The organism is Enterobacter sp. 186315 (assembly GCF_053290175.1).
Window position 1 is genome coordinate 211,843 of record NZ_JBPTTK010000003.1, and the last position, 26,998, is coordinate 238,840.

At 53.7% G+C, this 26,998-nt stretch carries 22 protein-coding genes; 11 read left to right on the top strand and 11 right to left on the bottom strand.

Going from position 1 to position 26,998, the window contains the following annotated elements; all coding sequences use genetic code 11:
* Position 1 precedes the first annotated feature (1 nt).
* Genes sirB2 through hemA form a run of 4 tightly spaced genes read right to left on the bottom strand, consistent with a single transcriptional unit; the run spans position 2 to position 3,601 of the window.
* Complete coding sequence (gene sirB2 / locus ACSVHP_RS05145) at positions 2 to 394, bottom strand: invasion regulator SirB2 (protein WP_447551174.1); 393 nt, start codon at positions 392 to 394, stop codon at positions 2 to 4.
* Complete coding sequence (prmC, locus tag ACSVHP_RS05150; RefSeq protein WP_234674531.1) at positions 391 to 1,221, bottom strand: peptide chain release factor N(5)-glutamine methyltransferase; 831 nt, start codon at positions 1,219 to 1,221, stop codon at positions 391 to 393. The genes sirB2 and prmC overlap by 4 nt, the downstream gene beginning before the upstream one ends.
* A complete protein-coding gene (prfA, locus tag ACSVHP_RS05155) occupies positions 1,221 to 2,303 on the bottom strand; it encodes a peptide chain release factor 1 (protein WP_234674532.1) in 1,083 nt (360 codons plus the stop codon). Before prfA ends, prmC begins: the two co-directional genes overlap by 1 nt.
* A gap of 41 nt (positions 2,304 to 2,344) precedes the next feature.
* A complete protein-coding gene (hemA, locus tag ACSVHP_RS05160; protein ID WP_447551175.1) occupies positions 2,345 to 3,601 on the bottom strand; it encodes a glutamyl-tRNA reductase in 1,257 nt (418 codons plus the stop codon).
* Between the two features lie 255 nt (positions 3,602 to 3,856).
* Here hemA and lolB point away from each other — a divergent pair, with 255 nt between their 5' ends.
* The 4 genes from lolB to dauA all read left to right on the top strand — a co-directional run bounded on the left by lolB (position 3,857) and on the right by dauA (position 8,211).
* Entirely contained in the window at positions 3,857 to 4,468 is a 612-nt protein-coding gene (gene lolB / locus ACSVHP_RS05165) for a lipoprotein insertase outer membrane protein LolB (protein ID WP_234674534.1), read from the top strand.
* Positions 4,465 to 5,334, top strand: coding sequence for a 4-(cytidine 5'-diphospho)-2-C-methyl-D-erythritol kinase (gene ispE / locus ACSVHP_RS05170; RefSeq protein ID WP_447551176.1), 870 nt, complete (start codon positions 4,465 to 4,467; stop codon positions 5,332 to 5,334). The genes lolB and ispE overlap by 4 nt, the downstream gene beginning before the upstream one ends.
* Positions 5,335 to 5,459: 125 nt before the next feature.
* A complete protein-coding gene (gene prs / locus ACSVHP_RS05175; RefSeq protein ID WP_003856663.1) occupies positions 5,460 to 6,407 on the top strand; it encodes a ribose-phosphate diphosphokinase in 948 nt (315 codons plus the stop codon).
* A gap of 124 nt (positions 6,408 to 6,531) precedes the next feature.
* The gene (gene dauA, locus ACSVHP_RS05180) at positions 6,532 to 8,211 is read left to right on the top strand and encodes a C4-dicarboxylic acid transporter DauA (RefSeq protein ID WP_447551177.1); all 1,680 of its coding nucleotides are present in this window, start codon (positions 6,532 to 6,534) and stop codon (positions 8,209 to 8,211) included.
* 55 nt (positions 8,212 to 8,266) lie between these two features.
* On the opposite strand, the gene ychH is transcribed toward dauA, so the two are convergent.
* Positions 8,267 to 8,542: a stress-induced protein YchH gene (gene ychH, locus ACSVHP_RS05185; protein ID WP_234674537.1), complete on the bottom strand. Its 276-nt coding sequence runs from the start codon at positions 8,540 to 8,542 to the stop codon at positions 8,267 to 8,269.
* Between the two features lie 273 nt (positions 8,543 to 8,815).
* On the opposite strand from ychH, the gene pth reads away from it, so the two are divergent.
* Together pth and ychF are read left to right on the top strand one after the other, a co-directional pair.
* Entirely contained in the window at positions 8,816 to 9,400 is a 585-nt protein-coding gene (pth, locus tag ACSVHP_RS05190; protein WP_447551178.1) for an aminoacyl-tRNA hydrolase, read from the top strand.
* 126 nt (positions 9,401 to 9,526) lie between these two features.
* A complete protein-coding gene (ychF, locus tag ACSVHP_RS05195) occupies positions 9,527 to 10,621 on the top strand; it encodes a redox-regulated ATPase YchF (RefSeq protein WP_234674538.1) in 1,095 nt (364 codons plus the stop codon).
* Between the two features lie 126 nt (positions 10,622 to 10,747).
* On the opposite strand, the gene ACSVHP_RS05200 is transcribed toward ychF, so the two are convergent.
* The 4 genes from ACSVHP_RS05200 to ACSVHP_RS05215 all read right to left on the bottom strand — a co-directional run bounded on the left by ACSVHP_RS05200 (position 10,748) and on the right by ACSVHP_RS05215 (position 14,530).
* Positions 10,748 to 11,059, bottom strand: coding sequence for an HdeA/HdeB family chaperone (locus tag ACSVHP_RS05200; protein ID WP_447551179.1), 312 nt, complete (start codon positions 11,057 to 11,059; stop codon positions 10,748 to 10,750).
* Positions 11,060 to 11,104: 45 nt separating this feature from the next.
* Positions 11,105 to 11,698 (bottom strand): DUF308 domain-containing protein, encoded by a 594-nt coding sequence (locus ACSVHP_RS05205; protein WP_447551180.1) that lies wholly within the window; start codon positions 11,696 to 11,698, stop codon positions 11,105 to 11,107.
* A gap of 123 nt (positions 11,699 to 11,821) precedes the next feature.
* On the bottom strand, positions 11,822 to 13,363 hold the full coding sequence (locus tag ACSVHP_RS05210) for a DHA2 family efflux MFS transporter permease subunit (RefSeq protein ID WP_447551181.1): 1,542 nt from the start codon (positions 13,361 to 13,363) through the stop codon (positions 11,822 to 11,824).
* Between the two features lie 3 nt (positions 13,364 to 13,366).
* Positions 13,367 to 14,530: an HlyD family secretion protein gene (locus ACSVHP_RS05215; RefSeq protein WP_447551182.1), complete on the bottom strand. Its 1,164-nt coding sequence runs from the start codon at positions 14,528 to 14,530 to the stop codon at positions 13,367 to 13,369.
* Between the two features lie 406 nt (positions 14,531 to 14,936).
* On the opposite strand from ACSVHP_RS05215, the gene evgA reads away from it, so the two are divergent.
* The 5 genes from evgA to ACSVHP_RS05240 all read left to right on the top strand — a co-directional run bounded on the left by evgA (position 14,937) and on the right by ACSVHP_RS05240 (position 25,296).
* On the top strand, positions 14,937 to 15,569 hold the full coding sequence (gene evgA, locus ACSVHP_RS05220; RefSeq protein ID WP_447551183.1) for an acid-sensing system DNA-binding response regulator EvgA: 633 nt from the start codon (positions 14,937 to 14,939) through the stop codon (positions 15,567 to 15,569).
* Positions 15,570 to 15,573: 4 nt separating this feature from the next.
* Positions 15,574 to 19,176: a response regulator gene (locus ACSVHP_RS05225; protein WP_447551184.1), complete on the top strand. Its 3,603-nt coding sequence runs from the start codon at positions 15,574 to 15,576 to the stop codon at positions 19,174 to 19,176.
* A gap of 189 nt (positions 19,177 to 19,365) precedes the next feature.
* Entirely contained in the window at positions 19,366 to 20,757 is a 1,392-nt protein-coding gene (locus tag ACSVHP_RS05230; RefSeq protein ID WP_447551185.1) for a glutamate decarboxylase, read from the top strand.
* 79 nt (positions 20,758 to 20,836) lie between these two features.
* Positions 20,837 to 22,375 carry a glutamate:gamma-aminobutyrate antiporter gene (gadC, locus tag ACSVHP_RS05235; protein WP_447551186.1) on the top strand — a complete coding sequence of 513 codons (1,539 nt, stop codon included), beginning with the start codon at positions 20,837 to 20,839 and terminating at the stop codon, positions 22,373 to 22,375.
* Positions 22,376 to 23,019: 644 nt separating this feature from the next.
* A complete protein-coding gene (locus tag ACSVHP_RS05240; RefSeq protein WP_447551187.1) occupies positions 23,020 to 25,296 on the top strand; it encodes an FdhF/YdeP family oxidoreductase in 2,277 nt (758 codons plus the stop codon).
* Here the strand turns inward: ACSVHP_RS05240 and ACSVHP_RS05245 are convergent, their stop codons facing one another.
* Both ACSVHP_RS05245 and ACSVHP_RS05250 read right to left on the bottom strand, forming a co-directional pair.
* Entirely contained in the window at positions 25,297 to 26,052 is a 756-nt protein-coding gene (locus tag ACSVHP_RS05245) for a phosphate/phosphite/phosphonate ABC transporter substrate-binding protein (protein ID WP_447551188.1), read from the bottom strand.
* The gene (locus ACSVHP_RS05250) at positions 26,045 to 26,998 is read right to left on the bottom strand and encodes a fatty acid desaturase (protein ID WP_447551189.1); all 954 of its coding nucleotides are present in this window, start codon (positions 26,996 to 26,998) and stop codon (positions 26,045 to 26,047) included. Before ACSVHP_RS05250 ends, ACSVHP_RS05245 begins: the two co-directional genes overlap by 8 nt.

Sequence of the window (26,998 nt, forward strand, 5' to 3'; positions counted from 1 at the left end):
CTTACCCCAGTAACGGTATTCTAGTGGTGGCGAGTTTAATGATGATGTACAGCACCACCAGACCCAGCAGAAAGGCGATAAAACCGGTCTGCTGGCTGCGCGGACGACGACGTCCAAGCGCGATAAAACCCAAAACGATGTAGATGATAACGCCAAACAGCTTTTCAGTCAGCCATGTGCCTTTATCAGTAAATGGCAGATAGCCGGTCTTCCACATCAATCCTGCCCCGGAAAGGAACAGCAGCGTATCAATGCAGTGCGGCGCAACGCGCACCCAGCGGGCGTCAATCAACGGATTATTGTGATAGCGCCACCAGTAACGGATGATGAAAAATCCGATTGTCAGGGCAACGGAAATCAGATGCACCCACAGCAACACGCTAAACAGACTCATCGCCACTGGCCCAGCGTCAGGCGCTCGTTATCGCCGTAGTCACGACAGGTTTCCACCGCGTGATAGCCGGCGGCGGTAAACAGCGCGCGAACCGCTTCGCCCTGCGTCCAGCCGTGCTCCACCAGCAGCCAGCCGTTCGGCTCTAAATGCTGACGTGACACTGTCACGATATGCTCAAGATCTGCCAGGCCTTCGTTGGCGGCCACCAGCGCCGTCAGCGGCTCGAAACGCACGTCGCCCTGTGCCAGGTGCGGATCGCGCTCGTCGATGTAGGGCGGATTGCTGACGATCATCCCGAAGGTGCGCTGTTCGAGCGCATCGAACCAGCTGCTTTGCAGCACGGTGACGTTATCAAAACCAAGACGCGCCAGGTTACGCTGCGCCAGAGCCACGGCATCGGGCATTAGATCCACCGCCGTGACCTGGCAATCCGGTCGCTCGCTCGCCAGCGCCAGGGCAATCGCCCCGGTGCCGGTGCCTAAATCGAGTATTGAACAGCCGTTCGCAGGCAGCCGCGCCAGGGCCTGCTCCACCAGACACTCGGTGTCCGGGCGCGGAATAAGCGTGGCAGCAGAGACATACAGCGGCAGCGACCAGAACTCGCGCTCGCCCACCAGATGCGCCACCGGCTCGCCGGTTTTACGTCGAGAGAGCAATTCCGCGAGCTGATGCTCCTGCGCCTGGCTCAGCGGCGTTTCGCCGAAGGCCAGCAGGAAGGTACGGCTTTTGCCCGTGACAAATCCCAGCAGAATTTCGGCGTCGCGCCTGGGGCTTTCGCTTGCCGAAAGTTCTCCGGCGGCATGGCGTAACCAGTGCTGAAAATCCATTATTCCTGCTCGGACAGCGCCGCCAGCTGGTCGGCCTGGTATTCCTGCACGATCGGCTCAATCAGCATATCGAGCTTGCCTTCCATCGCCTCGTCCAGACGGTACAGAGTAAGGTTGATGCGGTGATCGGTTACACGGCCCTGCGGGAAGTTATAGGTACGGTTACGGTCGCTGCGATCGCCGCTGCCCAGCAGGTTGCGGCGGGTAGAGGCTTCCGCCTGCTGACGCTTCGCCACTTCGGCGGCGCGAATACGCGCGCCCAGCACCGAAAGCGCTTTGGCTTTGTTTTTGTGCTGCGAACGTTCGTCCTGACACTCCACCACAATGCCGGTTGGCAGGTGGGTAATACGGATAGCGGAGTCGGTGGTGTTAACGTGCTGACCGCCCGCGCCCGAGGAGCGGAAGGTATCAATACGCAGATCCGCCGGGTTGATGTCCGGCAGTTCGGCTTCAGGCAGTTCAGGCATCACCGCCACCGTACAGGCGGAGGTGTGGATACGGCCCTGAGATTCGGTTGCCGGAACGCGCTGCACGCGATGGCCGCCGGACTCAAACTTCAGACGGCCATAAACGCCGTCGCCGCTGATCTTGGCAATGACTTCTTTGAAACCACCGTGCTCGCCCTCGTTGGCGCTCATGATTTCGACACGCCAGCGGCGCGATTCGGCGTAGCGGCTGTACATGCGGAACAGATCGCCCGCGAACAGCGCGGCCTCGTCGCCGCCGGTGCCGGCGCGCACTTCCACAAAGGCGTTGCGTTCATCGTCCGGATCTTTTGGCAGCAGCAGCACCTGGAGCTGTTGCTCCATCTCTTCGGAACGCGCTTTGGCATCCTGCAACTCTTCCTGCGCCATTTCGCGCATTTCAGGGTCGTCGAGCATCATCTGCGCGGTTTCGATATCCTCCTGGACCTGTCGCCAGTCGGTAAAGCATTTAGAGACATCACTGAGCTGCGCATATTCACGCGACAGCGCGCGAAAACGTTCCTGGTCTGCAATGGTCCCGGCATCGCCGAGCAGCGCCTGGACTTCTTCATGGCGCTCGTGCAGAGCTTCCAGTTTAGCGACGATAGAAGGCTTCATAGGCGTAAGTGCACCTTGTAATAGAAAATGGGTGTAGGGCGCTATTCCAGCCCGAGGCTGTTGCGCAGAATAGTCAGGCGTTCATCATCGCCGTTTCGGGCTGCCTGTTGAAGAGATTTGGTTGGTGCATGGATCAGGCGATTGGTCAGTTTCCAGGCCAGATCCTGCATAATTGCCTGTGCGTCGCCACCCTGTTCAAGGGCCGCCAACGCTTTGGCAGTCAGGTCATCACGCACCTGCTCTGCCTGTCCGCGATACTCGCGGATGGTCTCGCTGACGCTTTGCGCGCGCAGCCAGGCCATAAACTCGCTGGTTTCCTGCTCGACAATCGTTTCAGCCTGAACCGCCGCCGCTTTACGCTGCGCAAGGTTGTGCGAAATGATGCTTTGCAGATCGTCCACGCTGTAGAGATAGGCGTTGGCCAGTTTGCCCACTTCCGGCTCGACATCGCGCGGAACGGCGATATCCACCAGCAGCATCGGCTGATTACGGCGGGATTTTAATGCGCGCTCTACCATCCCTTTGCCGATAATCGGCAGCGGGCTGGCGGTAGAGCTGATAATGATATCCGCCTCTTTCAGGCGTTCATCGATGTCGCTGAGCGCAATCACCTCTGCACCCACTTCGTCTGCCAGCACCTGCGCACGCTCGCGGGTACGGTTGGCGATAATCATCTTCTTCACCTTGTGCTCGCGCAGATGGCGCGCCACAAGCTCGATGGTTTCACCCGCACCGACCAGCAGCACCGTAACGGTGGCTAAGGATTCAAAGATTTGACGAGCAAGGGTACAGGCCGCGAACGCAACCGAAACCGCACTGGCACCAATGTCGGTTTCGGTTCGCACACGCTTTGCCACGGAGAAGGATTTCTGGAACATGCGCTCCAGCTCGCTGGCCTTAAGATGGCCTTTGTGGGAATCCGCGAAGGCTTTTTTCACCTGACCGAGAATTTGCGGTTCGCCGAGCACCAGCGAATCGAGGCCGCTGGCGACGCGCATCAGGTGGCTGACCGCATCGTTGTCCTGATGCCAGTAGAGGCTTTTACGCAGCTCTTCTTCGTTCAGATTGTGGTAGTCGCATAACCAGCGGATCAGCGCTTCGTGCAGGTTATCCTGCTCTTCGACGCTCAGGTAAAGTTCGGTACGGTTGCACGTCGACAGCACCACTCCGCCCTGCACCATCGGCTGTGCAAGCAGGCTATCCAGCGCCAGGTCGAGCTTGTCCGGCGAAAACGTAACGCGTTCTCGCAGTGAAACCGGGGCCGTTTTGTGGTTAATACCGAGTGCTAAAAGGGTCATGTGAGCGGGAGTAGTACCAGCGTTAATAAGGTTAGCAGGACGCATCATACAGGATGCGCGAGATCAATAAAAGAGACAGCCCCTTTCGGAGTAATAGCTTATCTCCGTCATACTTCACGCTAAATATGCGTTGGCGGCATGAAGTAATCACGACAGTCGGTTCGCTTTGAGATAATTTGAACGTAGACGCTGGCAAGCATCGACGCTAGCATTAACCACTATAACTCTAACGTATCTCAAGGATTTGTCCTCATTATGACCCGACTGATTCGCCTGCTGCCGCTGGCAGCCCTGGTTCTGACCGCATGTACCGTCACCCAGCCAAAAGGCCCGGGCAAAAGCCCTGATTCACCGCAGTGGCGTCAGCACCAGCAGGACGTCCGTAATTTAAGCCAGTACCAGACCCGCGGCGCGTTTGCTTACCTCTCCGACGAACAAAAAGTTTATGCGCGCTTCTTCTGGCAGCAAACGGGTCAGGATAACTATCGCCTGCTGCTGCTGAACCCGCTGGGCAGCACCGAGCTGGAGCTTATCGCCAAACCGGGCGAAGCGCAGATCACCGATAATAAAGGGAAACACTACACGGCTACCGACGCGGAAGAGATGATTGGCAAACTGACCGGAATGCCTATCCCGCTGAACAGCCTGCGCCAGTGGATCCTCGGCCTGCCGGGCGATGCCACCGACTACACCCTTGACGACCAGTACCGCCTGAGCCAGGTAAGCTACGCCCAGAACGGCAAAACCTGGAAAGTGGTCTACAACGGCTACGACAGCAGCAGCAAGCCGTCGCTGCCTTCCAACATGGAACTCACCCAGGGCAGCCAGCGCATCAAGCTGAAAATGGACAACTGGATCGTTAAATGATGACCCAATGGCCCTCTCCGGCAAAACTGAACCTGTTTTTATACATCACCGGGCAGCGTGCTGACGGCTATCACACCCTGCAAACGCTGTTTCAGTTCCTTGATTACGGCGACACGATGTCGATAGAACCGCGTAGTGACGGTCAGATTCACCTGCTTACGCCCGTTGAGGGCGTCGAGCAGGAAGATAACCTGATCGTTCGCGCCGCGCGTTTGCTGATGAAGGCCGCTTCCGACAGCGGACGGCTCCCCGCCGGAAGCGGCGCTGACATCAGCATCGATAAACGCCTGCCGATGGGCGGCGGTCTGGGCGGCGGATCGTCTAACGCGGCCACCGTGCTGGTTGCGCTGAACCACCTGTGGGGCTGCGGGCTGTCGAAGGATGAACTGGCGGCGCTGGGCTTATCGCTCGGGGCAGACGTGCCGGTGTTTGTGCGCGGTCACGCCGCGTTTGCGGAGGGCGTTGGGGAGATCCTCTCGCCGGTCGAGCCGCCGGAAAAATGGTACCTGGTCGCCCATCCGGGCGTCAGCATTCCGACCCCGGTCATCTTTAAAGATCCTGACCTGAAAAGAAATACCCCGGTGCGGTCAATAGAAACGTTATTAAATTGTGAATTCAGCAACGATTGCGAGGATATCGCAAGAAAACGTTTTCGCGAGGTTGATGCGGTGCTTTCCTGGCTGTTAGAATACGCGCCGTCGCGCCTGACTGGCACAGGAGCCTGTGTTTTTGCTGAATTTGACACCGAATCCGCCGCTCGTCAGGTGCTTGAGCAAGCGCCGGTTTGGCTGCATGGTTTTGTAGCGCGAGGGATGAACACGTCCCCCCTACAGCACGCCATTCTGGCGCAGACTGAGTTTCGGTGACAACGTCACCCTGTTCCAGACGTTGCATCGCGCTCTTTAATACACCGCCTGGATAGCATTTGCTTAGGCCCCGCAGTTTGCGGCAAACGCTATCCACCACTGGACGCATGCCTGAGGTTCTTCTCGTGCCTGATATGAAGCTTTTTGCTGGTAACGCCACCCCGGAACTAGCACAACGTATTGCCAACCGCCTGTACACTTCCCTCGGCGACGCCGCTGTAGGTCGCTTTAGCGACGGCGAAGTCAGCGTACAAATCAATGAAAATGTACGCGGTGGTGATATTTTCATCATCCAGTCCACCTGTGCTCCAACGAACGACAACCTGATGGAATTGGTTGTTATGGTCGATGCTCTGCGTCGCGCTTCCGCAGGCCGTATCACCGCTGTAATCCCTTACTTTGGCTATGCCCGTCAGGACCGTCGCGTGCGTTCCGCGCGTGTTCCTATCACCGCAAAAGTTGTTGCAGATTTCCTGTCAAGCGTCGGCGTTGACCGCGTGCTGACCGTTGACCTGCACGCTGAGCAGATCCAGGGCTTCTTCGACGTTCCGGTTGATAACGTATTCGGCAGCCCAATCCTGCTGGAAGACATGCTGCAACTGAATCTGGATAACCCAATCGTGGTGTCTCCGGACATCGGCGGCGTGGTTCGTGCTCGTGCAATTGCAAAACTGCTGAACGATACCGACATGGCTATCATCGACAAGCGTCGTCCACGCGCTAACGTTTCACAGGTGATGCACATCATCGGTGACGTGGCTGGCCGTGACTGCGTGCTGGTTGACGACATGATCGATACCGGCGGCACCCTGTGTAAAGCTGCTGAAGCGCTGAAAGAGCGCGGTGCCAAGCGCGTGTTTGCTTACGCGACTCACCCGATCTTCTCCGGTAATGCGGTAAATAATCTCCGCAACTCCGTTATCGACGAAGTTGTGGTTTGCGATACCATCCCACTGAGTGATGAAATCAAAGCGCTGCCAAACGTGCGTACTTTGACCCTGTCCGGGATGCTGGCCGAAGCGATTCGTCGTATCAGCAACGAAGAATCTATCTCTGCAATGTTCGAACACTAATCGAACACGGCCAAAAAACCCGCTGCGGCGGGTTTTTTTGTCTCTGATGCTTATTTGTATGATTTATTAAGTTATCACCTGCCATTCACATGACAGATGATGCGCACACGGATGATAGATTATTGTGAAAAACCTAAACCTCTCACAAGTTCTGCCCTTTCGCGCCCTCATCGACGCCTGCTGGAAAGAGAAATACACCTCGTCGCGCTTCCTGCGTGACGTTATCGCCGGAATAACCGTCGGCATTATCGCCATTCCGCTGGCGATGGCGCTGGCGATTGGCAGCGGCGTTGCGCCGCAGTATGGCCTTTATACCTCTGCGGTGGCGGGGATTGTCATTGCCCTGACCGGCGGCTCGCGCTTCAGCGTGTCCGGCCCGACCGCTGCCTTTGTGGTGATCCTCTACCCCGTTTCTCAGCAGTTTGGCCTGGCAGGGCTGCTGGTTGCCACCCTGATGTCCGGCGTCTTTTTGATTCTGTTCGGGCTGGCCCGTTTTGGTCGGCTGATTGAATATATCCCCCTTTCCGTGACGCTGGGGTTCACTTCCGGGATTGGTATCACCATCGGGACGATGCAGATTAAAGATTTTCTCGGCCTGCAAATGCCCCACGTGCCGGAACATTATCTGCAAAAAGTGGGCGCGCTGTTTATGGCGCTGCCTACCGCTAACGTCGGCGACGCGGCTATCGGGATTGTCACGCTCGGTACGCTGATCCTCTGGCCGCGTTTAGGCATTCGCCTGCCGGGCCATCTGCCCGCGCTGCTGTTGGGCTGTGCGGTGATGGGGATCGTAAACCTGATGGGCGGCAGCGTGGCGACCATCGGCTCCCAGTTCCACTACGTGCTGGCCGACGGGTCGCAGGGCAGCGGCATTCCACAGCTTTTACCCCAGCTGGTGCTGCCGTGGGAGCTGCCTGGTTCTAACTTCACCCTGAGCTGGGATTCGCTTCAGGCGCTGCTGCCTGCGGCATTCTCAATGGCGATGCTGGGGGCGATTGAGTCCCTGCTCTGCGCCGTGGTGCTCGACGGCATGACCGGCACGAAGCATAAGGCCAACAACGAGCTAATTGGTCAAGGGCTGGGTAATATCGTCGCGCCGTTCTTCGGCGGTATTACCGCAACGGCTGCGATTGCCCGCTCTGCGGCGAACGTCCGCGCGGGGGCAACGTCACCGATTTCTGCCGTGGTCCACGCGCTGCTGGTGATCCTCGCCCTGCTGATCCTCGCCCCGCTGCTCTCCTGGCTGCCGCTCTCCGCCATGGCGGCCCTGCTGCTGATGGTGGCGTGGAATATGAGCGAAGCGCATAAGGTGGTGTATCTGCTGCGAAAAGCGCCAAAAGACGACATCATCGTGATGCTGATCTGCATGTCGCTCACCGTGCTGTTCGATATGGTGATCGCCATCAGCGTCGGGATCGTGCTGGCCTCGCTGCTGTTTATGCGCCGCATTGCGCGGATGACCCGCCTTGCCCCGGTCAATGTCGACACCCCCGACGACGTGCTGGTGCTGCGCGTAATCGGCCCGCTGTTCTTTGCCGCCGCCGAAGGGTTGTTCACCGCTCTGGAGTCGCGCATCGCAGGGAAACGGATCGTGGTGCTGAAGTGGGATGCGGTGCCGGTGCTGGATGCGGGCGGTCTGGATGCCTTCCAGCGTTTCGTGAAGCGCCTGCCGGAAGGCTGCGAGCTGCGGGTGAGTAATCTTGAGTTTCAGCCGCTGCGCACCATGGCGCGAGCGGGCGTGCAGCCTATTCCGGGTCGCCTCGCGTTTTATCCTAATCGGGAGGCGGCGTTAGCTGACCTGTAACCGGCGAAAAAAAAACGGCTCTGAAAAGAGCCGTTTCTCTGTAACCGTCACGCTGTTAGCCGTGTTTATGCTGATCCCGGCGGCAACGTTTGTCGTAGTGGCGTACCCACCAGTATCTGTCGCTAACCTGCTCATGGCCGCTTACGCGCGCCCCGGCGAGCCACAAAACGGCCCCGAGGAAGATACTTAACACCGCGCCGTGCGCGAAGTACTGTGGGAGGTCAAGTTGAGGCAACTGGTTTAAAATGGAATAACCGACACCGCCCACCATCACAAACAGTCCCAACCCCATAAGCACGTTACCGAGTATCGAAGCGTTTTTGCGTTTCATATATCACCTCCGGAACTTTGGGTCGCAGGGGAAAAGCCCCTAATCCTTGTGTGTAAAGTATAGACAACGGTGCTTTTGTGAGTTGCGCGGGCGATCACAATAATGGCCACCGTTCGTACAAAAGTTTACAAATAAGCAACTGAAGCGCTTGAAATTCTAATGGTTCAGGGCGGGAATTATTCCGCTTTCGCGGTAGTTGTCGCAGAATTTTGTCAACCGGCTCGCCAGACAGTAAACTACGCGCCAGATCTGGAACCCATTAGGAATGAAAACGTGACGATTAAACTGATTGTCGGTCTTGCCAACCCGGGCGCTGAATATGCCGCAACGCGCCACAACGCGGGCGCCTGGTATGTCGATCTGCTGGCCGAACGGTTACGTGCTCCCCTGCGTGAAGAACCTAAGTTTTACGGCTATACCTCACGTATTAACCTGGCCGGTGCCGACGTGCGCCTGCTGGTGCCGACCACCTTTATGAACCTGAGCGGCAAAGCCGTCGCCGCGATGGCGACGTTTTATCGTATTAACCCTGACGAGATCCTCGTCGCCCACGATGAGCTCGATCTGCCGCCGGGCGTGGCAAAATTCAAACTGGGCGGCGGTCACGGCGGTCATAACGGCCTGAAGGACATCATCAGCAAGCTGGGGAATAACCCGAATTTCCACCGTTTGCGCGTGGGAATCGGCCATCCGGGCGATAAAAACAAAGTTGTCGGTTTTGTGCTGGGTAAGCCCCCGGTTTCTGAGCAGAAACTGATAGACGAAGCCGTAGACGAAGCGGCGAGTTGCACCGAAATCTGGCTCAAAGACGGTTTAACGAAGGCGACAAATCGCCTGCACGCTTTCAAAGCGCAATAATCAGCACGTAACGGCTTTTTTGCCGCGCGGCATCCGGGTTACGTGTATAATAGGCGTAGTTATTTACTTTTCTTCAATCGGTTAATGCTAACGGATTGATAATCAAGATATTAAGGTGATTTAGAAATGGGATTCAAATGCGGTATCGTTGGTCTGCCTAACGTTGGCAAATCCACCCTGTTTAACGCGCTGACCAAAGCGGGCATCGAAGCAGCAAACTTCCCGTTCTGTACCATCGAACCCAACACCGGCGTCGTACCGATGCCCGATCCTCGTCTGGACCAGCTGGCTGAAATCGTGAAGCCACAGCGCATCCTGCCGACCACCATGGAGTTCGTGGACATCGCGGGACTGGTAAAAGGCGCATCCAAAGGTGAAGGCCTGGGCAACCAGTTCCTGACCAATATTCGTGAAACCGAAGCGATCGGCCACGTTGTGCGTTGCTTTGAAAACGACAACATCATCCACGTTAACAACAAAGTGGATCCGGCTGACGATATCGACGTCATCAACACCGAGCTGGCCCTGTCTGACCTCGACACCTGCGAGCGCGCCATTCATCGCGTGCAGAAACGCGCCAAAGGCGGCGACAAAGATGCAAAAGCCGAGCTGGCCGCGCTGGAAAAATGTCTGCCGCAGCTCGAAAACGCGGGCATGCTGCGCGCGCTGAAAAACCTGACCGAAGAAGATAAAGCGGCGATCAAATACCTGAGCTTCCTGACGCTGAAACCAACCATGTATATCGCGAACGTAAACGAAGACGGTTTTGAAAATAACCCGTACCTCGACAAAGTGCGTGAAATCGCAGCGGCGGAAGGCTCTGTGGTGGTTGCGGTATGTGCTGCCGTTGAATCTGACATCGCCGAGCTGGACGACGCAGACCGTGAAGAGTTCATGGCCGAGCTGGGTCTGGAAGAGCCTGGCCTGAACCGCGTGATCCGCGCGGGCTATGAGCTGCTGAATCTGCAAACCTACTTCACCGCTGGCGTGAAAGAAGTGCGTGCGTGGACCATCCCGGTAGGGGCGACCGCGCCTCAGGCGGCAGGTAAAATCCATACCGACTTCGAGAAAGGCTTCATCCGTGCGCAAACCATCGCGTTCGAAGACTTCATCACCTACAAAGGTGAGCAGGGCGCGAAAGAGGCCGGCAAAATGCGTGCAGAAGGTAAAGACTACATCGTTAAAGATGGCGACGTGATGAACTTCCTGTTCAACGTCTAAGTCCCCTTCCCCATTTAAAAATCCACGCATCGCGTGGATTTTTTTACCCGTTAGAAATACATTCTGGCCCAGCGTGCGCAGAGTACTCGCTGGGCCAGCTGACATGCTTCGTCAGCCCGGAATTCCTTACTTCAGCTTATCTATCCACTGGGTTATTTTGCTTTTAGGCTGCTCGTCACAAATCTTCAACAGCAGCGGAACCGAGATGGTTTCCACTTCATTCCAGTCAACAAAATCTCCGCCTTTATAATCAGTATCTTTGTTAACGACCCAAAATGCTACGGGAGTCATCGCTCGCGGATTAAGATCGACATATTCATGACAGGTCATGTTTTCTGGAGTGGATTCACCGAGCGATGGCGTGCTGTTGGCGAATGCCACATTGCACAGGCATAATGCAGACATGGAACCTAAAATAGCCTTAGTGAAGTATTTCATTATGATATCCTCATTAATAGTGAGACAAGAGTGTATGTAAACCCGTTATTGTGCGCGGCTGAATTCGCCAGACACATTTTTTAACGCAAATGACGTTATCAGCGAAAACCATGCGCAGAAAAGAAGCTCGAGACCAATGACCATTGTGGTAATAGAGAAGTTGGCATGTGAACTCGCACTTAACCATATATAGGCTATCGCTAAATCCAGTAATCCAATGAATATAAACCAGTAGCGACCTGCCATGTTCCTGTCTTTAATCCCTGCGGTTATGCGGCACAGGCCGCCAACAATGAACAGGAAGCAAAACAGTAATGAGAGGATATTCACTCCCATTACGGGATTGATAATAATTTTATATCCTAACAATATATAAATAAGACTAAAAATAAAAACAGATAATGTCGAGACAAAAGTACATCTTTTAACGGAACCTAAACTGATTAGCATATAAATGCCGCAGGCTATGAATATAGCCCCTGTTAAGTTACCAAGCGCAAGACCTGCGTAAAAGGGAAATAGCAAGCAAGCAACACTGCAAATAAAGAATACCCCACCCATTATTAGCGTCATTCTTCTGTATTTTAAAAATAAATTCATGCTCAAATTTTTTATATTTGAGCTGTTAATTAGCAGCATGTCGACTCCCTTGATGAATGTTAACCATTTAACCTTAAATAAGATTCTAATAGCGATAGAAGCGTTTTATCTATAGGATTAGCGGTGCGCGTTAATCATCTGCGTCTTACAACTGTCAGACCTTTAGCTATCGTGTGGCCTGGCGGTATTGAAAGGCGGCTTAGCCAGCCAGACTAAAAGCGTTAATCCCAGAAATACGATCGCAGAAAGATAAAAAATATCGTTGGCAGCCATCAACAAACTTTGCGAGGTAGTTATGTCATTGATATATACCTCCGCCTGACGTTGATCGATACCCAGACTATGTAATTTTTCATAAAGCGTAATTCTGAAGGGGTTATAAGCATTGATCGTTTCCGTCAGGTGGGCATGATGGAACGACTCTCGTCGACTCCATAGCGTCATAGTTATGCTGGTGCCTATTGACCCCGACAGAGTGCGGAAAAAATTACTCAGGCTGGTCGCCGAGGCAAATTTTTCGGGTGACAAACCTGATAACGAAATCGTCGTAAGTGGTAAGAAAAAGCAGGCCACGGCAATGCCCTGGATAAATTGCGGCATCACAACCCAAAAGAAATCCAGTTCAGGATTGAAAGTGAGAGTACGCCAATAGTAACAGATCGCATAAACCATAAAGCTACAGGTAACTAACACGCGCATGTCTATATTCGCGCCATATCGGCCAATTAGCGGGGCGATGATTAGCGGCATGATCCCGATAGGGGCATAGGCAAGGCCAGCGTATATTGACGTGTAGTTGAAGACGATTTGCAGCAACTGGGGCATCAGGACGATGGCTCCCGCATAGATTAAATACGCGCTGGCAATGCAAATCATACCGATGGAGAAGTTTCGCGATCTGAACAGGCTGAGATCTATTATCGGGTTATCATTATTCGCTTCCCAGATAATCAGCAGACCGATACCGAACACAGCCATAGTTGTTAATATAATGATTATGTTCGAATTGAACCAGTCGAGATCTTTCCCTTTATCCAGCATAATTTGCAGGCTGCCAACGCCAAGCGTAAGGAAGCTCAGGGCAACCAAGTTTATCTTCACCGTCGTCGTTGGCGTTTCTCTGCCCTTGAGAAGATAAGCCGTTAATGACAGAACAATCCCGCCAACAGGCACGTTGATTAAAAATATCCAACCCCAATCGTAGTTTTCGCATATATATCCTCCGATAATCGGCCCGAATATCGGTGCAATAATTACCGTCATGGACCACATAGCTAACGCCAGGTTGCGTTTGTTTGGCGGATAATTACGCAGGAGCAAACTTTGCGACAACGGGATCAGTGGGCCAGCAACCAGCCCCTGCATCACCCTGAAGCATATCAACATTTCCAGTTTGGTTGAAAGCCCGCAACACAAAGAGCAAAGAGCGAATAAAGCCACGGAAAATAAAAATAGCCGGCATTCGCCAAAACGCTGGGCAAGACGACCGGTAACAGGAATTGAAATGGCATTTGCCACCCCAAACGAGGTGATGACCCAGGTACCTTCATCCGTTGAAGCGCCCAGAAAACCCGAAATAGTGGGAATAGCGACATTCGAGATTGTGGAATCCAGCATCTGCATAAAGGTGGCCATTGAAAGCGAAAGCGTCACCAGCAGTAATCGGACACCCTTCAGAGGCTCCAGCGCTGTTGTGTTTTTCATAGGTCACCTTGCGTTGGCGTGGAGGATTGCAAGGATCTCGTTATCAATGCTCGTGGTATCAATCACCAGGGCATCACTATGCCAGGCTGGCGATATACGCTGAGCGGTTGCCAGAGACTCTCCGCCAATTTGCGTTTCGTGCAGTGTAACTGTCGCTGATAAGCCGATGCGCAATGGATGCGCGTTAACTTGCTGAGGATCGAGTCTGATGCGTACGGGAAGACGCTGTACCACCTTGATCCAGTTACCGGTGGCGTTTTGCGCGGGGAGTATGGAAAAGGCGCTCCCGGTCCCCATGCTTATGCCTTCCACCTTGCCGTTAAACACAACTTTACTGCCATACAAATCGGTGACAACCGACACGTCTTGTCCAATTTTGATGCCGCTCAGCTGCGTTTCTTTAAAGTTAGCCTCTACCCACATGTCGTCAGCAGGAACCACCGACAACACCGACTGACCTCTGGTGAGCGTTTCGCCAACCTGCACATTGCGCTGAGCAACGTAGCCCGTCACCGGGCTAAGTACCCGGGTTCTCTGGAGGGAAATCCACGCCTCCCTCACGCTGTCGGCAGCCTGCAAAATTTCGTGATGTTTTTCCAGCACAGTGCCCGCTACCAAAGCATGGTTGCTGCGCAATGCTTCTCTGGCGACGTCCAGGGCAGCTTCGCTTTCGATAACCGCATTCCTGGCGTGCTGCAACTCTTCTTTAGAAATCGCCGCCACGCCGGCCAGGCTTTTTCGACGCTGAAAATCAGCTAACGTTTGCTGGTAAACAATGGTGCTCTTGCGAACGGCTGCGGCATATTGATCGTCGTTAATATAGAGCTGCTTGATTTTCCTGACGCTATCTGCAAGGTTGTGTATCGCTTTCCGGTAATTAATTCGGGCATCGGTATCGTCCAGCGTAACGAGAACATCCCCTTTAAGTACTCGATCGGTTTCCTTGTAATGAACACTTATGACGCTGCCTGCAACCTGCGATGAGATAGCTATGTTGTTACCCATAATATAAGCATCATCAGTCGACTGGACAGCGCGAAAAAGATATAACCAACAGCCTGAGGCAACTGCTGCTATGATGAAAACTGAGCAGAAAATAAACATCATTTTCTTTCGTGTCTTTTGACGCAACGTTATGATGTTTTTTTCCTGTTGGGGAGCATTCATATCAAAAACCCTTTCTCATTATTTGTAAATATGAGAGATAAATAATGTAATGCAATTTACACATTGGTGTAATTAACTTTCGCAATTCGGTCAGGCGAAAATATTTTTTGAGGCAGTGTGTTTTCTTAAGTCATATAAAACATAGAATTGACTCGCATTTTGGCATAGCCAATGATGATGATAATAAAATAGGGTCATGGTAAAGAACAGCAGACGCATCGGAAATTGGTGCCAGCCAGGTCCTACACTTGTCATCCAGAAGGGAAAATAATTCGGAATATAAAAATCCTGTTTAGATAAATAATAGGATCCGGAGGATAAACTCACTTTATTACAGAACACTTAATAGGCAAATTGACACGGCCAATTTACGTCAGTGCGTGATTGATCATGTGAGGAACCCATAATGAATGAACATCTTAATCTCAAGGCCGTTATCATCGATGATCATCCATTGGCGCGTTTAGCAATTCGTAATGTACTGGAAAATGACGGCATTAACATTCTTGCGGAAGCGGGAGACGGGGTTGAGGCCTTACGCAAGATCAACCAACTCCATCCGGACATTGTGATTATTGACGTAGATATACCCTTAATCAGCGGCATTGAAGTGGTTGAGAAGTTACGTAAAATGCAATTTACCAAAAGTATAATTGTGGTATCAGCCAAGAACGATTTTTTCTATGGGAAACGCAGTGCTGAAGCTGGCGCTAACGGATTTATAAGTAAAAAAGAGGGAATGGCCAATATTCTTTATGCCATTCATGCCGCGCAGAGTGGCTACAGTTATTTTCCCTTTTCACTGAACGGGTTCGTCGGCAACATATCTAATGAACAAGAAATGTTGCTATCCCTTTCAAGCCAGGAGATAAAGGTAATGCGTGCCATCTTAAATGGTGCAGATAATATGCAGATTGCTTCCGACATGCATATCAGCAACAAAACGGTTAGCACCTATAAAAAACGCTTTATGGAAAAATTGGGATGTCATTCACTGATGGAGCTCTTTTCTTTTGCCAGCCGCAATAAAATTGGATAGAAGCATGCGGTGTAAACTGGCATACCTTTTATTAACGCTATGTTACTTATTCGCCTCCGTTTATTCGGCGAGCGCAGCTCCTGTCTCGCTAAAGCTGTTCAGTAATAACGACATTATTGTTCCGCCGGTACCGTTAAATGATGAGGACTCGCTATGGCTGGTACGCAAGCGTTCAATCAGCATTGCCATTTACGGGCCGGAAAAAGCGCCATTAAGTACCAGCGATATCACCGGACGGTATCGGGGCATGAACGCTGATTATCTGCAATTAATGAAAAACGCACTCGGCGTTGCGCTCACGCTTAAATGTTACCCTGACCGCCAAAGCGCCGTAGAGGCGCTGCGGGGCGGTAAGGTTGATCTGGTGTTGACTGACCCGGATGAGGCCGATATTACTGAGCCATCCCTGGTCGCCTCGCTGCCGCTGGTAAAAGGCTATCCTGCCCTGGTGAGCCGTCAAACTGAGATGATGAACCCCCTGCACAGCAGTGACCAACGGGTCACGATTGCGATAACGCAGCATTATCCCACTGAAGATTTCATTAAACGATCGTTCCCGCACGCCATTATTGTCTCTTATCCAACGGTTTATCAGGCGTTAGAGTCGGTAGTGAAAATGCGCAGCGATTATTATATCGGCAATAACATTATATCCAGTTTTATCATCTCGCGGGATTTTAATCATCTTCTGGAGATGACTCGCTTCTGGCAAAGCCCGCAAAACAGCAATCGGTTTCTGGCCGCGGATAATCAAAGAAAGCTGATTAAAATTATCAATTCCTTTATCCATTCACTGAACGAACCGCTGCATAATCAGATTGCTCAGTCCTGGGTTGAGATGGGCAGTTTGACATTTTTAACCCGCCCGCTGGATTTAACGCCTCAGGAAAAACGTTGGCTGGAGAAACACCAACGCTTGCGTGTGCTCGTCAATCCCTACTATGCCCCCCTTAGCCTGATCGACAGCAATAACGAGATCAGGGGTATCGTCGGCGACATCATGAATTTGATCCATCTGCAAACGGGCCTCACTTTTGAGCCGGTAATAGCTAACTCTAACAAGGAGATGGCACACATCATGCGTAAGGGAGCGTGGGACATTGTTCCTTCTGCAACCTATAGCCCCGAACGGGCAGATGAAATCGCGTTTTCTCACCCCTTTATCTCCACCCCTTTTGTAATTGTGATGCGCTCGGATGCGCAGGGTCCAGTCGCATTAAAACCGGGTATGAAGGTCGCTATTCCCGTGTACCACACCCTTTCGGAAAAGCTAAGAAGGCGGTATCCCGGAATTGAATGGCTTGATGTAGCAAACACCTGCGTAGCACTGAGTCTTGTGGCGCAAGGGAAAGTGGATGCCGCCATCACGACGCAGCTCACCGGCCGGTACCTCATCGATCATTACTATTCCGGGAAATTAGACTTCTCACACATTCCCGAGGAGCCGCCGGCACAAATTAGCTTCGCCCTTCCTCGTGGGGAGCCAGAGCTTCAGAGCATCATTAACAAAGCGCTGGATGATATTCCAGCTAAAGAGGTACTTGATATTGCCGGTAAATGGACCAGCATGCCAAATGTGCAGATTGAGACCTGGAATCTCTATAGTCGGCCCTTCTATTGGGTGGTGGGGCTGGCCACGTTACTGGTCCTTATTTGTCTGATGTGGGGTGCCTATTTATTAAACGCTGTGCGCAGGCGAAAGGCCTCTGAGGCCGCCCTGGAGTATCAGCTAACGCTGCGCAAAACCCTGTTTAATGCTATTCCTGTTCCGGTATATGTCATGACTGCACAAGGCGAGCTGGATAGCTATAATCACGCCTTTGCCTCCTTTTTTAGTCCCGAACTGCATGACAATATGCGGCTCTCGATGTTCGATCGTCGTCATCCTCTGGCCCATATTTTTCCGCAAATTCAACACGAAGTTGAGCAAGGCCTAACCCCAGATCGGGTTATTCCACATCAAACTGTGCTGCATAACGGTAAAGAAGAGCGATTGGTTTTACACTGGATGACGCTATGTCGTCTGCCTGCATCCCGGCCGCCTCAACTTCTTTGCGGCTGGCAAGACATCACTGAATCACGCCAGCTCATGCAGGCATTACAGGCGGAAAAGGACAAGGCCATCCGTGCAAGCCAGGCGAAAAGTAGTTTTCTGGCCAGTATGAGCCATGAGATCCGCACGCCGGTCAGCGCTATTATGGGCTTCCTGGAATTAATATCATCCGGTAACCAGTCGCCGAAAGAGAATGAGGAGTCTATTAAGTTAGCCTGGTCCACCGCCCAGTCGCTGATTGGTTTAATTGGCGAAGTTCTGGATATGGAAAAAATTGAATCGGGCAAATTAGAACTTAAACCCGAATGGATCGATATCAAGGCGCTTATTGGTTCTACGCTCAGGAACTTTGAAGGGCTGGCCATTCAGAAAAAACTTCACCTGAGCGGCCATTATCGCCTGCCGGAAGAGAAAGCGCTCTGGCTGGATCCGCAGGCTATTAAGCAGATCCTGAGCAACCTCATCAGCAATGCTATCAAGTTCACCACCGAAGGCGGGGTGCAGATTTTTGCCGACGTGCGCATGATGGAGGATGGGCACGCGCAGCTGACTTTACGCGTTCAGGACAGCGGAGTCGGTATTTCTGAGCAGGAGCAAAAAATGCTATACAAACCCTTCAGTCAGGCCAGCAGCGGAAAGCTGCACACCGGGTCAGGTCTGGGGCTGGTGATATCACGGGAACTGACGCAGCTCTCCGGCGGAGATATGCACCTGACCAGCCTGCCGGGGGTGGGAACAATTGTAACGGTGACCCTCACTACCCGCATTTCAGAGCTCATTGCGGGCGTTTCCGTATTGACCGACAGCGTGGAGGAGTTACCCAAAAATCTCCGCATCCTGATAGTGGACGATCATGCCACCAACCGACTTTTGCTAAAACGCCAGCTGATAGCGATCGGTTACGAGGTGATGGAGGCAAAAGATGGCATTGAAGCTCTGAACTTGATCAACTCATACACCTGCGATCTCATGATTACTGATATCAATATGCCGCTTATGGACGGCATAACGCTTACGCAGCGGGTTCGTGAGGTAAATCAAACGCTGATTATCTGGGGGCTGACTGCCAATGCACTGCCCAGTGAAAAAGAGCGGTGTTTACGCAGCGGCATGAATGCGTGTCTGTTTAAGCCGGTGCATTTAAAGCAGTTGCAAAAAGCACTGGGTAATCTCAAAAAGCCTTCGGCAGAACAGGAGCTGAGCAACCTGATCGACATGGAAACTGTTTACGCCCTGGCCTTAAACGATACCGCCCTTATAAGACAGATGCTCGAACAGTCTTGCAGTGAAAATGAAAAGGATATTGTTCATGCCCGCTCGGCAATGCTCGCGAGGAACTGGCAGCAGGCCAGGTACAGCGTCCATCGAATTAACGGAACCGCCCAGCTAATAGGCGCAGGGGCAATTCACGACCAGGCAGAACAGCTGGAGAATGCTTTAGCAATTGCTGCCGATCCCGCTAAGATTGAATCCCAATTGCATAGCCTGGAGCAGCGCCTGAACGAGCTGAACGCAGCTATTAAGACTTTCTTATCGAATGATGGGGGACAGTGATAAGGGAAAGCTTACGAATGTAGTCTTGAGCATACATTAATTACCGACCCCTCTTATATAATTGCTTTTTTGATCGGATTAAGATCGCTGCCGAGTAACATTTATGAAATGTGTCAGCCCCCTCCTTTATTGCTCTATCAATCGAGGGGCGACATGTAATATAAATTCATAACCTACAAGGCAAATAACATGGAAAATATAAAGCAATATAATATTGACGATGACGTATACGCTTCAATCGATTTAGCAAAAGCATTACCGACCTCGGATTTTCCTGACAATGAACACAACGCCCGCCATGTATTTAACGCTATACGCGATGAACTCATGCTCGACGGCAATTCCAGGCAAAATCTGGCGACGTTTTGCCAGACGTGGGTCGATGATGAAATTCGCGAATTAATGGATCTCTCCATTGAAAAAAACATGATTGATAAGGACGAATATCCCCAGACTGCCGAAATTGAAGCGCGCTGCGTCAGAATGCTTGCCGATCTCTGGCATGCTCCCTCCCCGGCAACCACGTTAGGCTGTTCGACGATTGGCTCATCGGAAGCAGCAATGCTGGGCGGGCTGGCGCTGAAATGGAGATGGAGAAAAAAGCGCGAAATGCAGGGGCTTGCAACGGATAAACCGAATCTGGTATGCGGCCCGGTGCAAATCTGCTGGCATAAATTTGCCCGCTATTTTGACGTCGAGCTACGGGAAATTCCCCTGGAAGGCGATCGCCTGATCATGACGCCGGAAGAGGCGCTCAAGCGTGTGGATGAAAATACCATTGGAGTGATGCCAACTCTTGGCGTGACGTTTACCTGCCAGTACGAACCGGTAAAAGCCGTCAGTGATGCGCTTGATAAGCTGCAAAACGAGACGGGGCTGGATATTCCCATGCACGTCGACGGAGCAAGCGGAGGATTTCTGGCACCGTTCTGCGCGCCGGCGCTGGAGTGGGATTTTCGCTTACCTCGCGTTAAATCGATTAACGCCTCTGGCCATAAGTTTGGCCTCGCACCACTCGGGGCTGGGTGGGTCATCTGGCGCGAAGCGGCTGACCTGCCTGAAGAACTCATCTTTAATGTGAACTATCTGGGCGGCAACATGCCTACTTTTGCCCTTAACTTTTCCCGTCCCGGCGGGCAGATTGTGGCGCAGTACTATAATTTCCTGCGTCTGGGCCGTGAAGGCTACACGAAAGTGCACCGGGCCTGTTACGACACGGCTCAGTTCCTGGCTGAAGAGATTGGTAAATTAGGTCCGTTTGAGATCCTGTTTGATGGTGACAGCAATAAAGGTATTCCTGCTCTGGCCTGGAGCCTCAAAAAGGGTGCGAATATTGGTGGTTATACCCTCTACGATCTGGCCGACAAGCTTCTGTCTCGCGGCTGGCAAGTTCCGGCGTACTCGATGCCGGCACAACGCGAAGATCTGGTGATTCAGCGTATTCTTGTACGACACGGGGTAAGCTATGACCTTGCCTGCCTGTTGCTCAACGATATCAAGCGTGCTCTTGACTATTTCAACCAGCATCCCGTTACCCACCCTCTGACCGAAGCGGAAGCAAGCGGTTTCAACCACGCCTGAATTTATCGACGGGGCGTCTAGCTCCGTCATTAACATTGATCTATTCACTGAAAAAACATTCTTTCTTCAGGAGATTCTTATGGCGAACTCACAGCGCAGCGCTGCGTCAAAACAATTAACACTCTTAGGCTTCTTTTCCATAACTGCATCGATGGTGATGGCCGTTTATGAATATCCAACCTTTGCCACTTCCGGCTTTTCACTTATTTTTTTCCTGCTGTTAGGTGGGCTACTCTGGTTTATTCCTGTCGGCTTATGTGCAGCTGAAATGGCCACGGTAGAAGGCTGGCAGGAAGGAGGAATATTTATCTGGGTATCCAAAACGCTGGGAGAGAAATGGGGGTTCGCTGCTATCTCTTTTGGTTATTTGCAAATCGCGATCGGCTTTATTCCCATGCTTTATTTTGTGCTAGGCGCACTGTCCTATATTTTAAAATGGCCTGCATTGAATCACGATCCGATACTTAAAACGGTTGCCGGCTTAATTATCTTATGGGGGCTGGCATTTACCCAGTTCGGCGGAACAAAATATACGGCGCGTATTGCAAAAGTGGGCTTCTTCGCCGGGATTCTGTTACCCGCTGCGATCCTGGTCATTCTGTCCATCAGCTATCTGCATATGGGCGGCACGCTGGCCATTAAAATGGATTCAGATACATTCTTCCCTGACTTCACGCAGGTGGGTACGCTGGTGGTCTCCGTGGCTTTCATCCTAAGCTATATGGGAGTCGAGGCGTCCGCCACCCACGTTAATGAGATGAAAAACCCCGGGCGTGATTATCCTCTGGCGATGCTACTGCTTATGGCGGCAGCCATCGCCCTCAGCTCTCTGGGCGGGCTGTCGATAGCATCCGTGATCCCTGTAGATCAGATAAACCTGTCGGCAGGTGTGATGCAGACCTTCACAATACTGATTAACCATCTGGGTACGGGCTTCGGCTGGGCGGTACGCATTATTGCCTCGCTGCTGTTGCTTGGGGTGCTTGCTGAGATCTCTGCATGGATTGTTGGGCCGTCACGCGGCATGCTGGTAACCGCGCAGAAAGGTATTCTTTCTGCCCGCTTTGCGAAGATGAACAAAAACGGAGTGCCAGTGGCGCTGGTTATTTCCCAACTGGTTATCACCTCCGTGGCGCTGACCGTGCTCACCAATACCGGGGGCGGCAACAATATGTCGTTTCTGATCGCACTGGCCCTGACCGTGGTGATTTACCTTTGTAGCTACTTTATGCTTTTCATCGGGTATATTCAGCTGGTGCGTAAACAGCCAGAAAAGAAACGCACTTTCAATATTCCAGGAGGTAAACACGTTAAGATAGGCGTGGCTATTGTCGGCCTGATCGCTTCAATGTTGGCCTTTGTCGTTTCTTTCTTCCCGCCCACTGGGCTACCCGGGGAGGAGGCGAATGAAATTTACTCTGTATTGCTGGTAGTTTGCTTTCTGGTTGTGTTGTCTATTCCCTTTATCATTTACGCCCTGCATGACAAACGGCAAAAGGCTGCGCAAATTGTGCTGGAACCAATCACTCAGGACTCCGCGCCAGACGGGCATTTCTTCATACATCCTCGGGGTAATGAAACCCACCACATTATCATTGATGGGAAACGCGTGAATTAATTGTTATAGAAATACGCGGAGATTTGAGCGCGCTATTACCGCCGAAGTGTAGTGCAAGTGAGTTTGGGCGTAAGCCCGGAGGCCTTTGAACAGCCTTCATGGTGAGGGCTGGATTTGTCAACGGGCGAGGGGTTAGTCCAAACTCACATATAGCATGCAAATCACGATTCGATGTCTAAGCCCCTTCCCCGCTCAAAAATCCACGCACCGCGTATATTTAAGAATCGTCATAGCTTTTCTCTCATCGTTATTTCTTTATACTCCCCCGCCAGTAAAGCCTCCCCAAGTGCCATTAATATAATTATTAAAATCAATTATTTACAAATAAAAAGGAATGCAGACGTGCCGGTAAAAGTATTATCACTGTGTTTATTATCTTTAAGCCTTGCGGCCTGCGAGTCATACGATCCTGACACGCACGATATCAACCTGGGGACAATTGGAAATGAGAAAATTCATGCCTCTGTCTCGGGTGCAGATAGCGGGGGACGTCATATGGAGCAAATTCGCCAGCGCGGATGCGCGGACAATACGGTCGACTGCTCGGCCACGTTCGGCTGGTAGCAGGATGATATGTATTCGTTGTTAGTTTGTTAAATAAAGTGATGTAGACTTCATCGGATACCCACCTATGCGGAGTCCAGATGAAAACCACAAAACGCTCAGTCCCCGGCATCCGGCATTACGACGGTCCTGCGGGCGGCTGGGGAGCCTTAAAAGCCACCGCCATCGCCGTTCGCACGCAGATGGATACCCTGGACGCCCCCGCCACCCTGCTTCGCACCAACCAGCCCGACGGGTTTGACTGCCCCGGCTGCGCGTGGCCGGACAAAGAGCACAAATCCACCTTCCAGTTTTGCGAGAACGGCGCGAAGGCAGTGACGTGGGAAGCCACCAGCAAACGCGTGACGCCCGAGTTTCTGGCGAAAAATACCGTCACCGAGCTGCTGGCGCGATCTGATTTCGAGCTTGAAGGCTACGGTCGCCTGACCCACCCGCTGCGTTACGACCGGGCGAGCGATACCTTCCGCCCCGTCGAATGGGACGAGGCGTTTGCGCGCATCGGCGAGATCCTGCGCGGCCTTGAGCCTGACGAGGTGGAATTTTACACTTCCGGTCGAGCCTCTAACGAAGCGGCCTATCTGTTCCAGCTTTTCGCGCGCGAGTACGGCACCAATAACTTCCCTGACTGCTCCAACATGTGCCACGAAGCCACCAGCACCGGCCTGCCGCGCTCCATTGGCATCGGCAAAGGCACCGTATCGCTGGACGATTTCGATAAAACCGAGCTGGTGATCTCCATCGGGCATAACCCCGGCACGAACCACCCGCGCATGATGGGCACGCTGCACGAGCTGGCGCGTCGCGGGGTGCCGATTATCGTCTTTAACCCGCTGCGCGAACGTGCGCTGGAGCGTTTTGCCGATCCGCAAAGCGTGGTGGAAATGGCAACCTATGGCTCTACCGACATCGCCTCAACCTATTATCAGGTGAAGGCGGGCGGCGATGCGGCGGCGCTGAAAGGGGTGGCGAAACATCTGCTGGAGATGGACGATGCGCTGGACAACGCCTTTATCGCCGACCATACCGAGGGCTTTAACGCGTTTGCTGAGGATATTGCGCACACCGCCTGGGAAGCCATCGAGCGCGAGTCCGGGTTAACCCGGGCGGCGCTGAAAAACGTCGCCGGGGCGTATGCAAAATCCAACGCCACCATCATCACCTACGGCATGGGCATTACCCAGCACAACAAAGGCACCGCGAACGTGCGTCTGATTGCCGACCTGCTGCTGCTGCGCGGCAACATCGGCAAACCCGGCGCGGGGATTTGTCCCCTGCGCGGACACTCTAACGTGCAGGGCAACCGTACCGTCGGCATTACCGAGAAGCCCGGCGCCGCCTTCTTAAGCCGCATTAAAGCGGTCTTTGGCTTCGAGCCGCCCGCCGCGCACGGCCATGACGCGGTGCAGGCGACCCAGGCGATGATTGACGGGCGCGCGAAGGCGCTGCTCGCCCTCGGCGGGAACTTTGCGGTGGCGATGCCCGATCACGAAAACGGCTTCCCGGCGATGGGCAAGCTTGATCTGAGCGTTCACGTCGGCACCAAGCTTAACCGCACGCACCTGCTGGTCGGCAAAGAAACCTATATTCTGCCCTGCCTGGGCCGCACCGAGCTGGATATGCAGCAGAGCGGGCGTCAGTCCATCACCGTGGAAGATTCCATGTCGATGGTCCACGCCTCGTCCGGCAAGCTGAAGCCCGCCTCCCCGCAGATCCGCTCTGAACCGGCGATTGTGGCGGGCCTGGCGAAAGCGACTCTGCCCGACACCAAAGTGAGCTGGCTGACGCTGGTGGAGGACTACGACCGCATCCGCGATCTTATCGAACAAACCCTGCCCGGCTTTGAGGATTACAACGCGCGCATTCGCGTGCCCGGCGGCTTTCGAATGCCGCTGCCGCCAACGGAGCGCGTCTGGCCGACCGCAACGGGCAAAGCGATGTTCTCGGTGTTTGACGGCGTGGATGAAAACGCGCCGGGCGAAGGGGATAACGTCCTGCGCCTGATCACCCTGCGCAGCCACGACCAGTACAACACTACCATCTATGCGCTGGACGATCGCTATCGCGGCGTGTTTGGCCGCCGCGATATTCTGTTTATGAATGAAGGGGATATGGCGGCGTTAGGTCTCGAGCACGGCGACCGTGTGGATATCGAAACCGCCCTGCCGGGAAGCCGCCAGCGGCTGGACGATATTACCGTGGTGGCCTACGGCATTGCGCCGGGTTCGGTGGGCGCCTATTATCCGGAGGCTAACGTGCTGGTGCCGCTCGATTACCTCGACAAAGAGAGTGGAACGCCCTCCTACAAGTCCGTTCCCATCCGCGTCACGCTGCGCTCGAAAGAGATCCGCCAGATGTAGTCAGTCCAGCAGCGGCGACCACGCCTCACGGGTCGCCGCGCTAAACCCGCGGATCAGCACCGCATCGCACACCTGCCGGTATTCCGGCAAACTCACCAGCGCGGTCAGCGCCTCGCGAATCGCCTGGAGCCTGTCTGGTGACGTTTTGCCGGAGGTGATCAGCGGTAAACCCGGCGTCAGCGGGCTTTGTTCAATGACCGCCAGCCCGGCAACGACATCCGGCTCGTGGCGCTGCAACAGCGCCCAGGTCACGCAGTCGATAGCCGCCAGATCCGCCCTATCGCCCTTAATCTCAATCAGCGACCGGCGATGGCTGCCGCTAAAGCTGACGCGGGTGAAATACCGATCCAGTACCTCGGGCGCGATGCGTTTGCGCAGCACGTTATAGCCGGACTGCGAATCAGCCGAGTTACACACCAGCCGCCGCCCGCGAAAATCCGCAACGGTAAGATGTTTATCCGAATCGCGCGCCACCAGAAAGCTGCGGTAGCCCATGCCGTCACAGCCCGGCGCGGCGTAGTGAAAAGCGCCCACCACCTGCACGTCCGGCAGGCGCGTGATCAGCGGATAGCCGCAGGTCTGGCTGAGGATCAGATCCGGCTGCTGCCAGTGGGCCAGCAGATCGGATTCGGGCAGGCCGTAAGGCTCATTAACGGTTACGCCGCGCGCCGCCAGCAGGTGGTTAACCACCTGCCGCAGCGCCTCGGTGTCGGCCCGATCCACGGCATACATCGGAAAGGCCAGTCGGTTACTCATTGTCTTTTTTCACTCCCGGATGTGCGGTGACGTCCACCGGCGTGGCCCAGAACTGGCGCAGCCACTGCCCGTATCCCCTGACCACAAACCCCTGGTTACGCTGCTGATACGCCTCCCGCTGGTGAAGATAAATCGTCTTCAGCCCGTACCAGGGCACGCCGGGGAGGTCATGGTGTACTGAATGGTAGTTGAGATTTAAAAACAGCACCTGCCAGAACGGTCCGGCTTCGTTGATGACCGAGCGCGCCAGCGGGTCGTCCGCCGCGCGATGCTCAAGGAAAGAGCGTACCTTAGTGAGCGCCAGCGCCGGATAGCTCACCGCCAGCACAAACCAGACGGGGGAGAAACCCCGCTGCGCCATCCAGATAAAAAGTACCGCCAGCAGCGCGCCGTGCATCAGCCACATCCCCATCGCCCGCAGGCGCAGATGGCGAAATGCCGCCACCGCGCTGCCCAGCGTGTTGAGAATATCGAGCAGCGGGGCCAGCAGCAGTCGGCCGATAAAGGTGTTGCGCAGGTGGATCACCCGCTTTTGCCACGGGCGAAAACGCGCCCAGCTTTCGGGCGTGAAGTAATACGACTCAGGATCGTCCTGCGGCACCGTCAGACTATCGTTGCGATGGTGGGCCAGATGCGAGTCGCGGTACAGGCCGTAGGGATACCAGACCGCCAGCGGCAGCGTGCCGAAAAGCTGGTTAAGCCGGGGAAAGCGCGTGGGGTGACCGTGGATCAGCTCATGCTGAAGCGACATATACCAGGCGGTGAAAAAGATAAGCAGCAGCGTGGCGGGCAGCAGGCCGAGGATCTGCCAGAAGGCCAGCGTGGCAAACCAGCCGCCATAAATCGTGATAATCAAAAGCCAGGTGGGCAGTTCGCTGCGCCACATCAGGCGCGCGGCGAGCCTGTGAATATGTTCGCGCTGTTGCGGGTGGAGATATTTACTCAT

Bases quoted from the DNA above. Each gene is read 5' to 3' on its own strand.
- ACSVHP_RS05225 (WP_447551184.1), top strand. From the start codon at position 15,574: ATGCGGTGTAAACTGGCATACCTTTTATTAACGCTATGTTACTTATTC.
- ACSVHP_RS05230 (WP_447551185.1), top strand. From the start codon at position 19,366: ATGGAAAATATAAAGCAATATAATATTGACGATGACGTATACGCTTCA.
- lolB (WP_234674534.1), top strand. From the start codon at position 3,857: ATGACCCGACTGATTCGCCTGCTGCCGCTGGCAGCCCTGGTTCTGACC.
- prmC (WP_234674531.1), bottom strand. From the start codon at position 1,221: ATGGATTTTCAGCACTGGTTACGCCATGCCGCCGGAGAACTTTCGGCA.
- sirB2 (WP_447551174.1), bottom strand. From the start codon at position 394: ATGAGTCTGTTTAGCGTGTTGCTGTGGGTGCATCTGATTTCCGTTGCC.
- ACSVHP_RS05210 (WP_447551181.1), bottom strand. From the start codon at position 13,363: ATGAAAAACACAACAGCGCTGGAGCCTCTGAAGGGTGTCCGATTACTG.
- ACSVHP_RS05245 (WP_447551188.1), bottom strand. From the start codon at position 26,052: ATGAGTAACCGACTGGCCTTTCCGATGTATGCCGTGGATCGGGCCGAC.
- evgA (WP_447551183.1), top strand. From the start codon at position 14,937: ATGAATGAACATCTTAATCTCAAGGCCGTTATCATCGATGATCATCCA.
- ACSVHP_RS05205 (WP_447551180.1), bottom strand. From the start codon at position 11,698: ATGCTGCTAATTAACAGCTCAAATATAAAAAATTTGAGCATGAATTTA.
- prfA (WP_234674532.1), bottom strand. From the start codon at position 2,303: ATGAAGCCTTCTATCGTCGCTAAACTGGAAGCTCTGCACGAGCGCCAT.
- gadC (WP_447551186.1), top strand. From the start codon at position 20,837: ATGGCGAACTCACAGCGCAGCGCTGCGTCAAAACAATTAACACTCTTA.
- ACSVHP_RS05215 (WP_447551182.1), bottom strand. From the start codon at position 14,530: ATGAATGCTCCCCAACAGGAAAAAAACATCATAACGTTGCGTCAAAAG.
- hemA (WP_447551175.1), bottom strand. From the start codon at position 3,601: ATGACCCTTTTAGCACTCGGTATTAACCACAAAACGGCCCCGGTTTCA.
- ychH (WP_234674537.1), bottom strand. From the start codon at position 8,542: ATGAAACGCAAAAACGCTTCGATACTCGGTAACGTGCTTATGGGGTTG.
- ispE (WP_447551176.1), top strand. From the start codon at position 4,465: ATGATGACCCAATGGCCCTCTCCGGCAAAACTGAACCTGTTTTTATAC.
- ACSVHP_RS05200 (WP_447551179.1), bottom strand. From the start codon at position 11,059: ATGAAATACTTCACTAAGGCTATTTTAGGTTCCATGTCTGCATTATGC.
- ACSVHP_RS05250 (WP_447551189.1), bottom strand. From the start codon at position 26,998: ATGAGTAAATATCTCCACCCGCAACAGCGCGAACATATTCACAGGCTC.
- ACSVHP_RS05240 (WP_447551187.1), top strand. From the start codon at position 23,020: ATGAAAACCACAAAACGCTCAGTCCCCGGCATCCGGCATTACGACGGT.
- ychF (WP_234674538.1), top strand. From the start codon at position 9,527: ATGGGATTCAAATGCGGTATCGTTGGTCTGCCTAACGTTGGCAAATCC.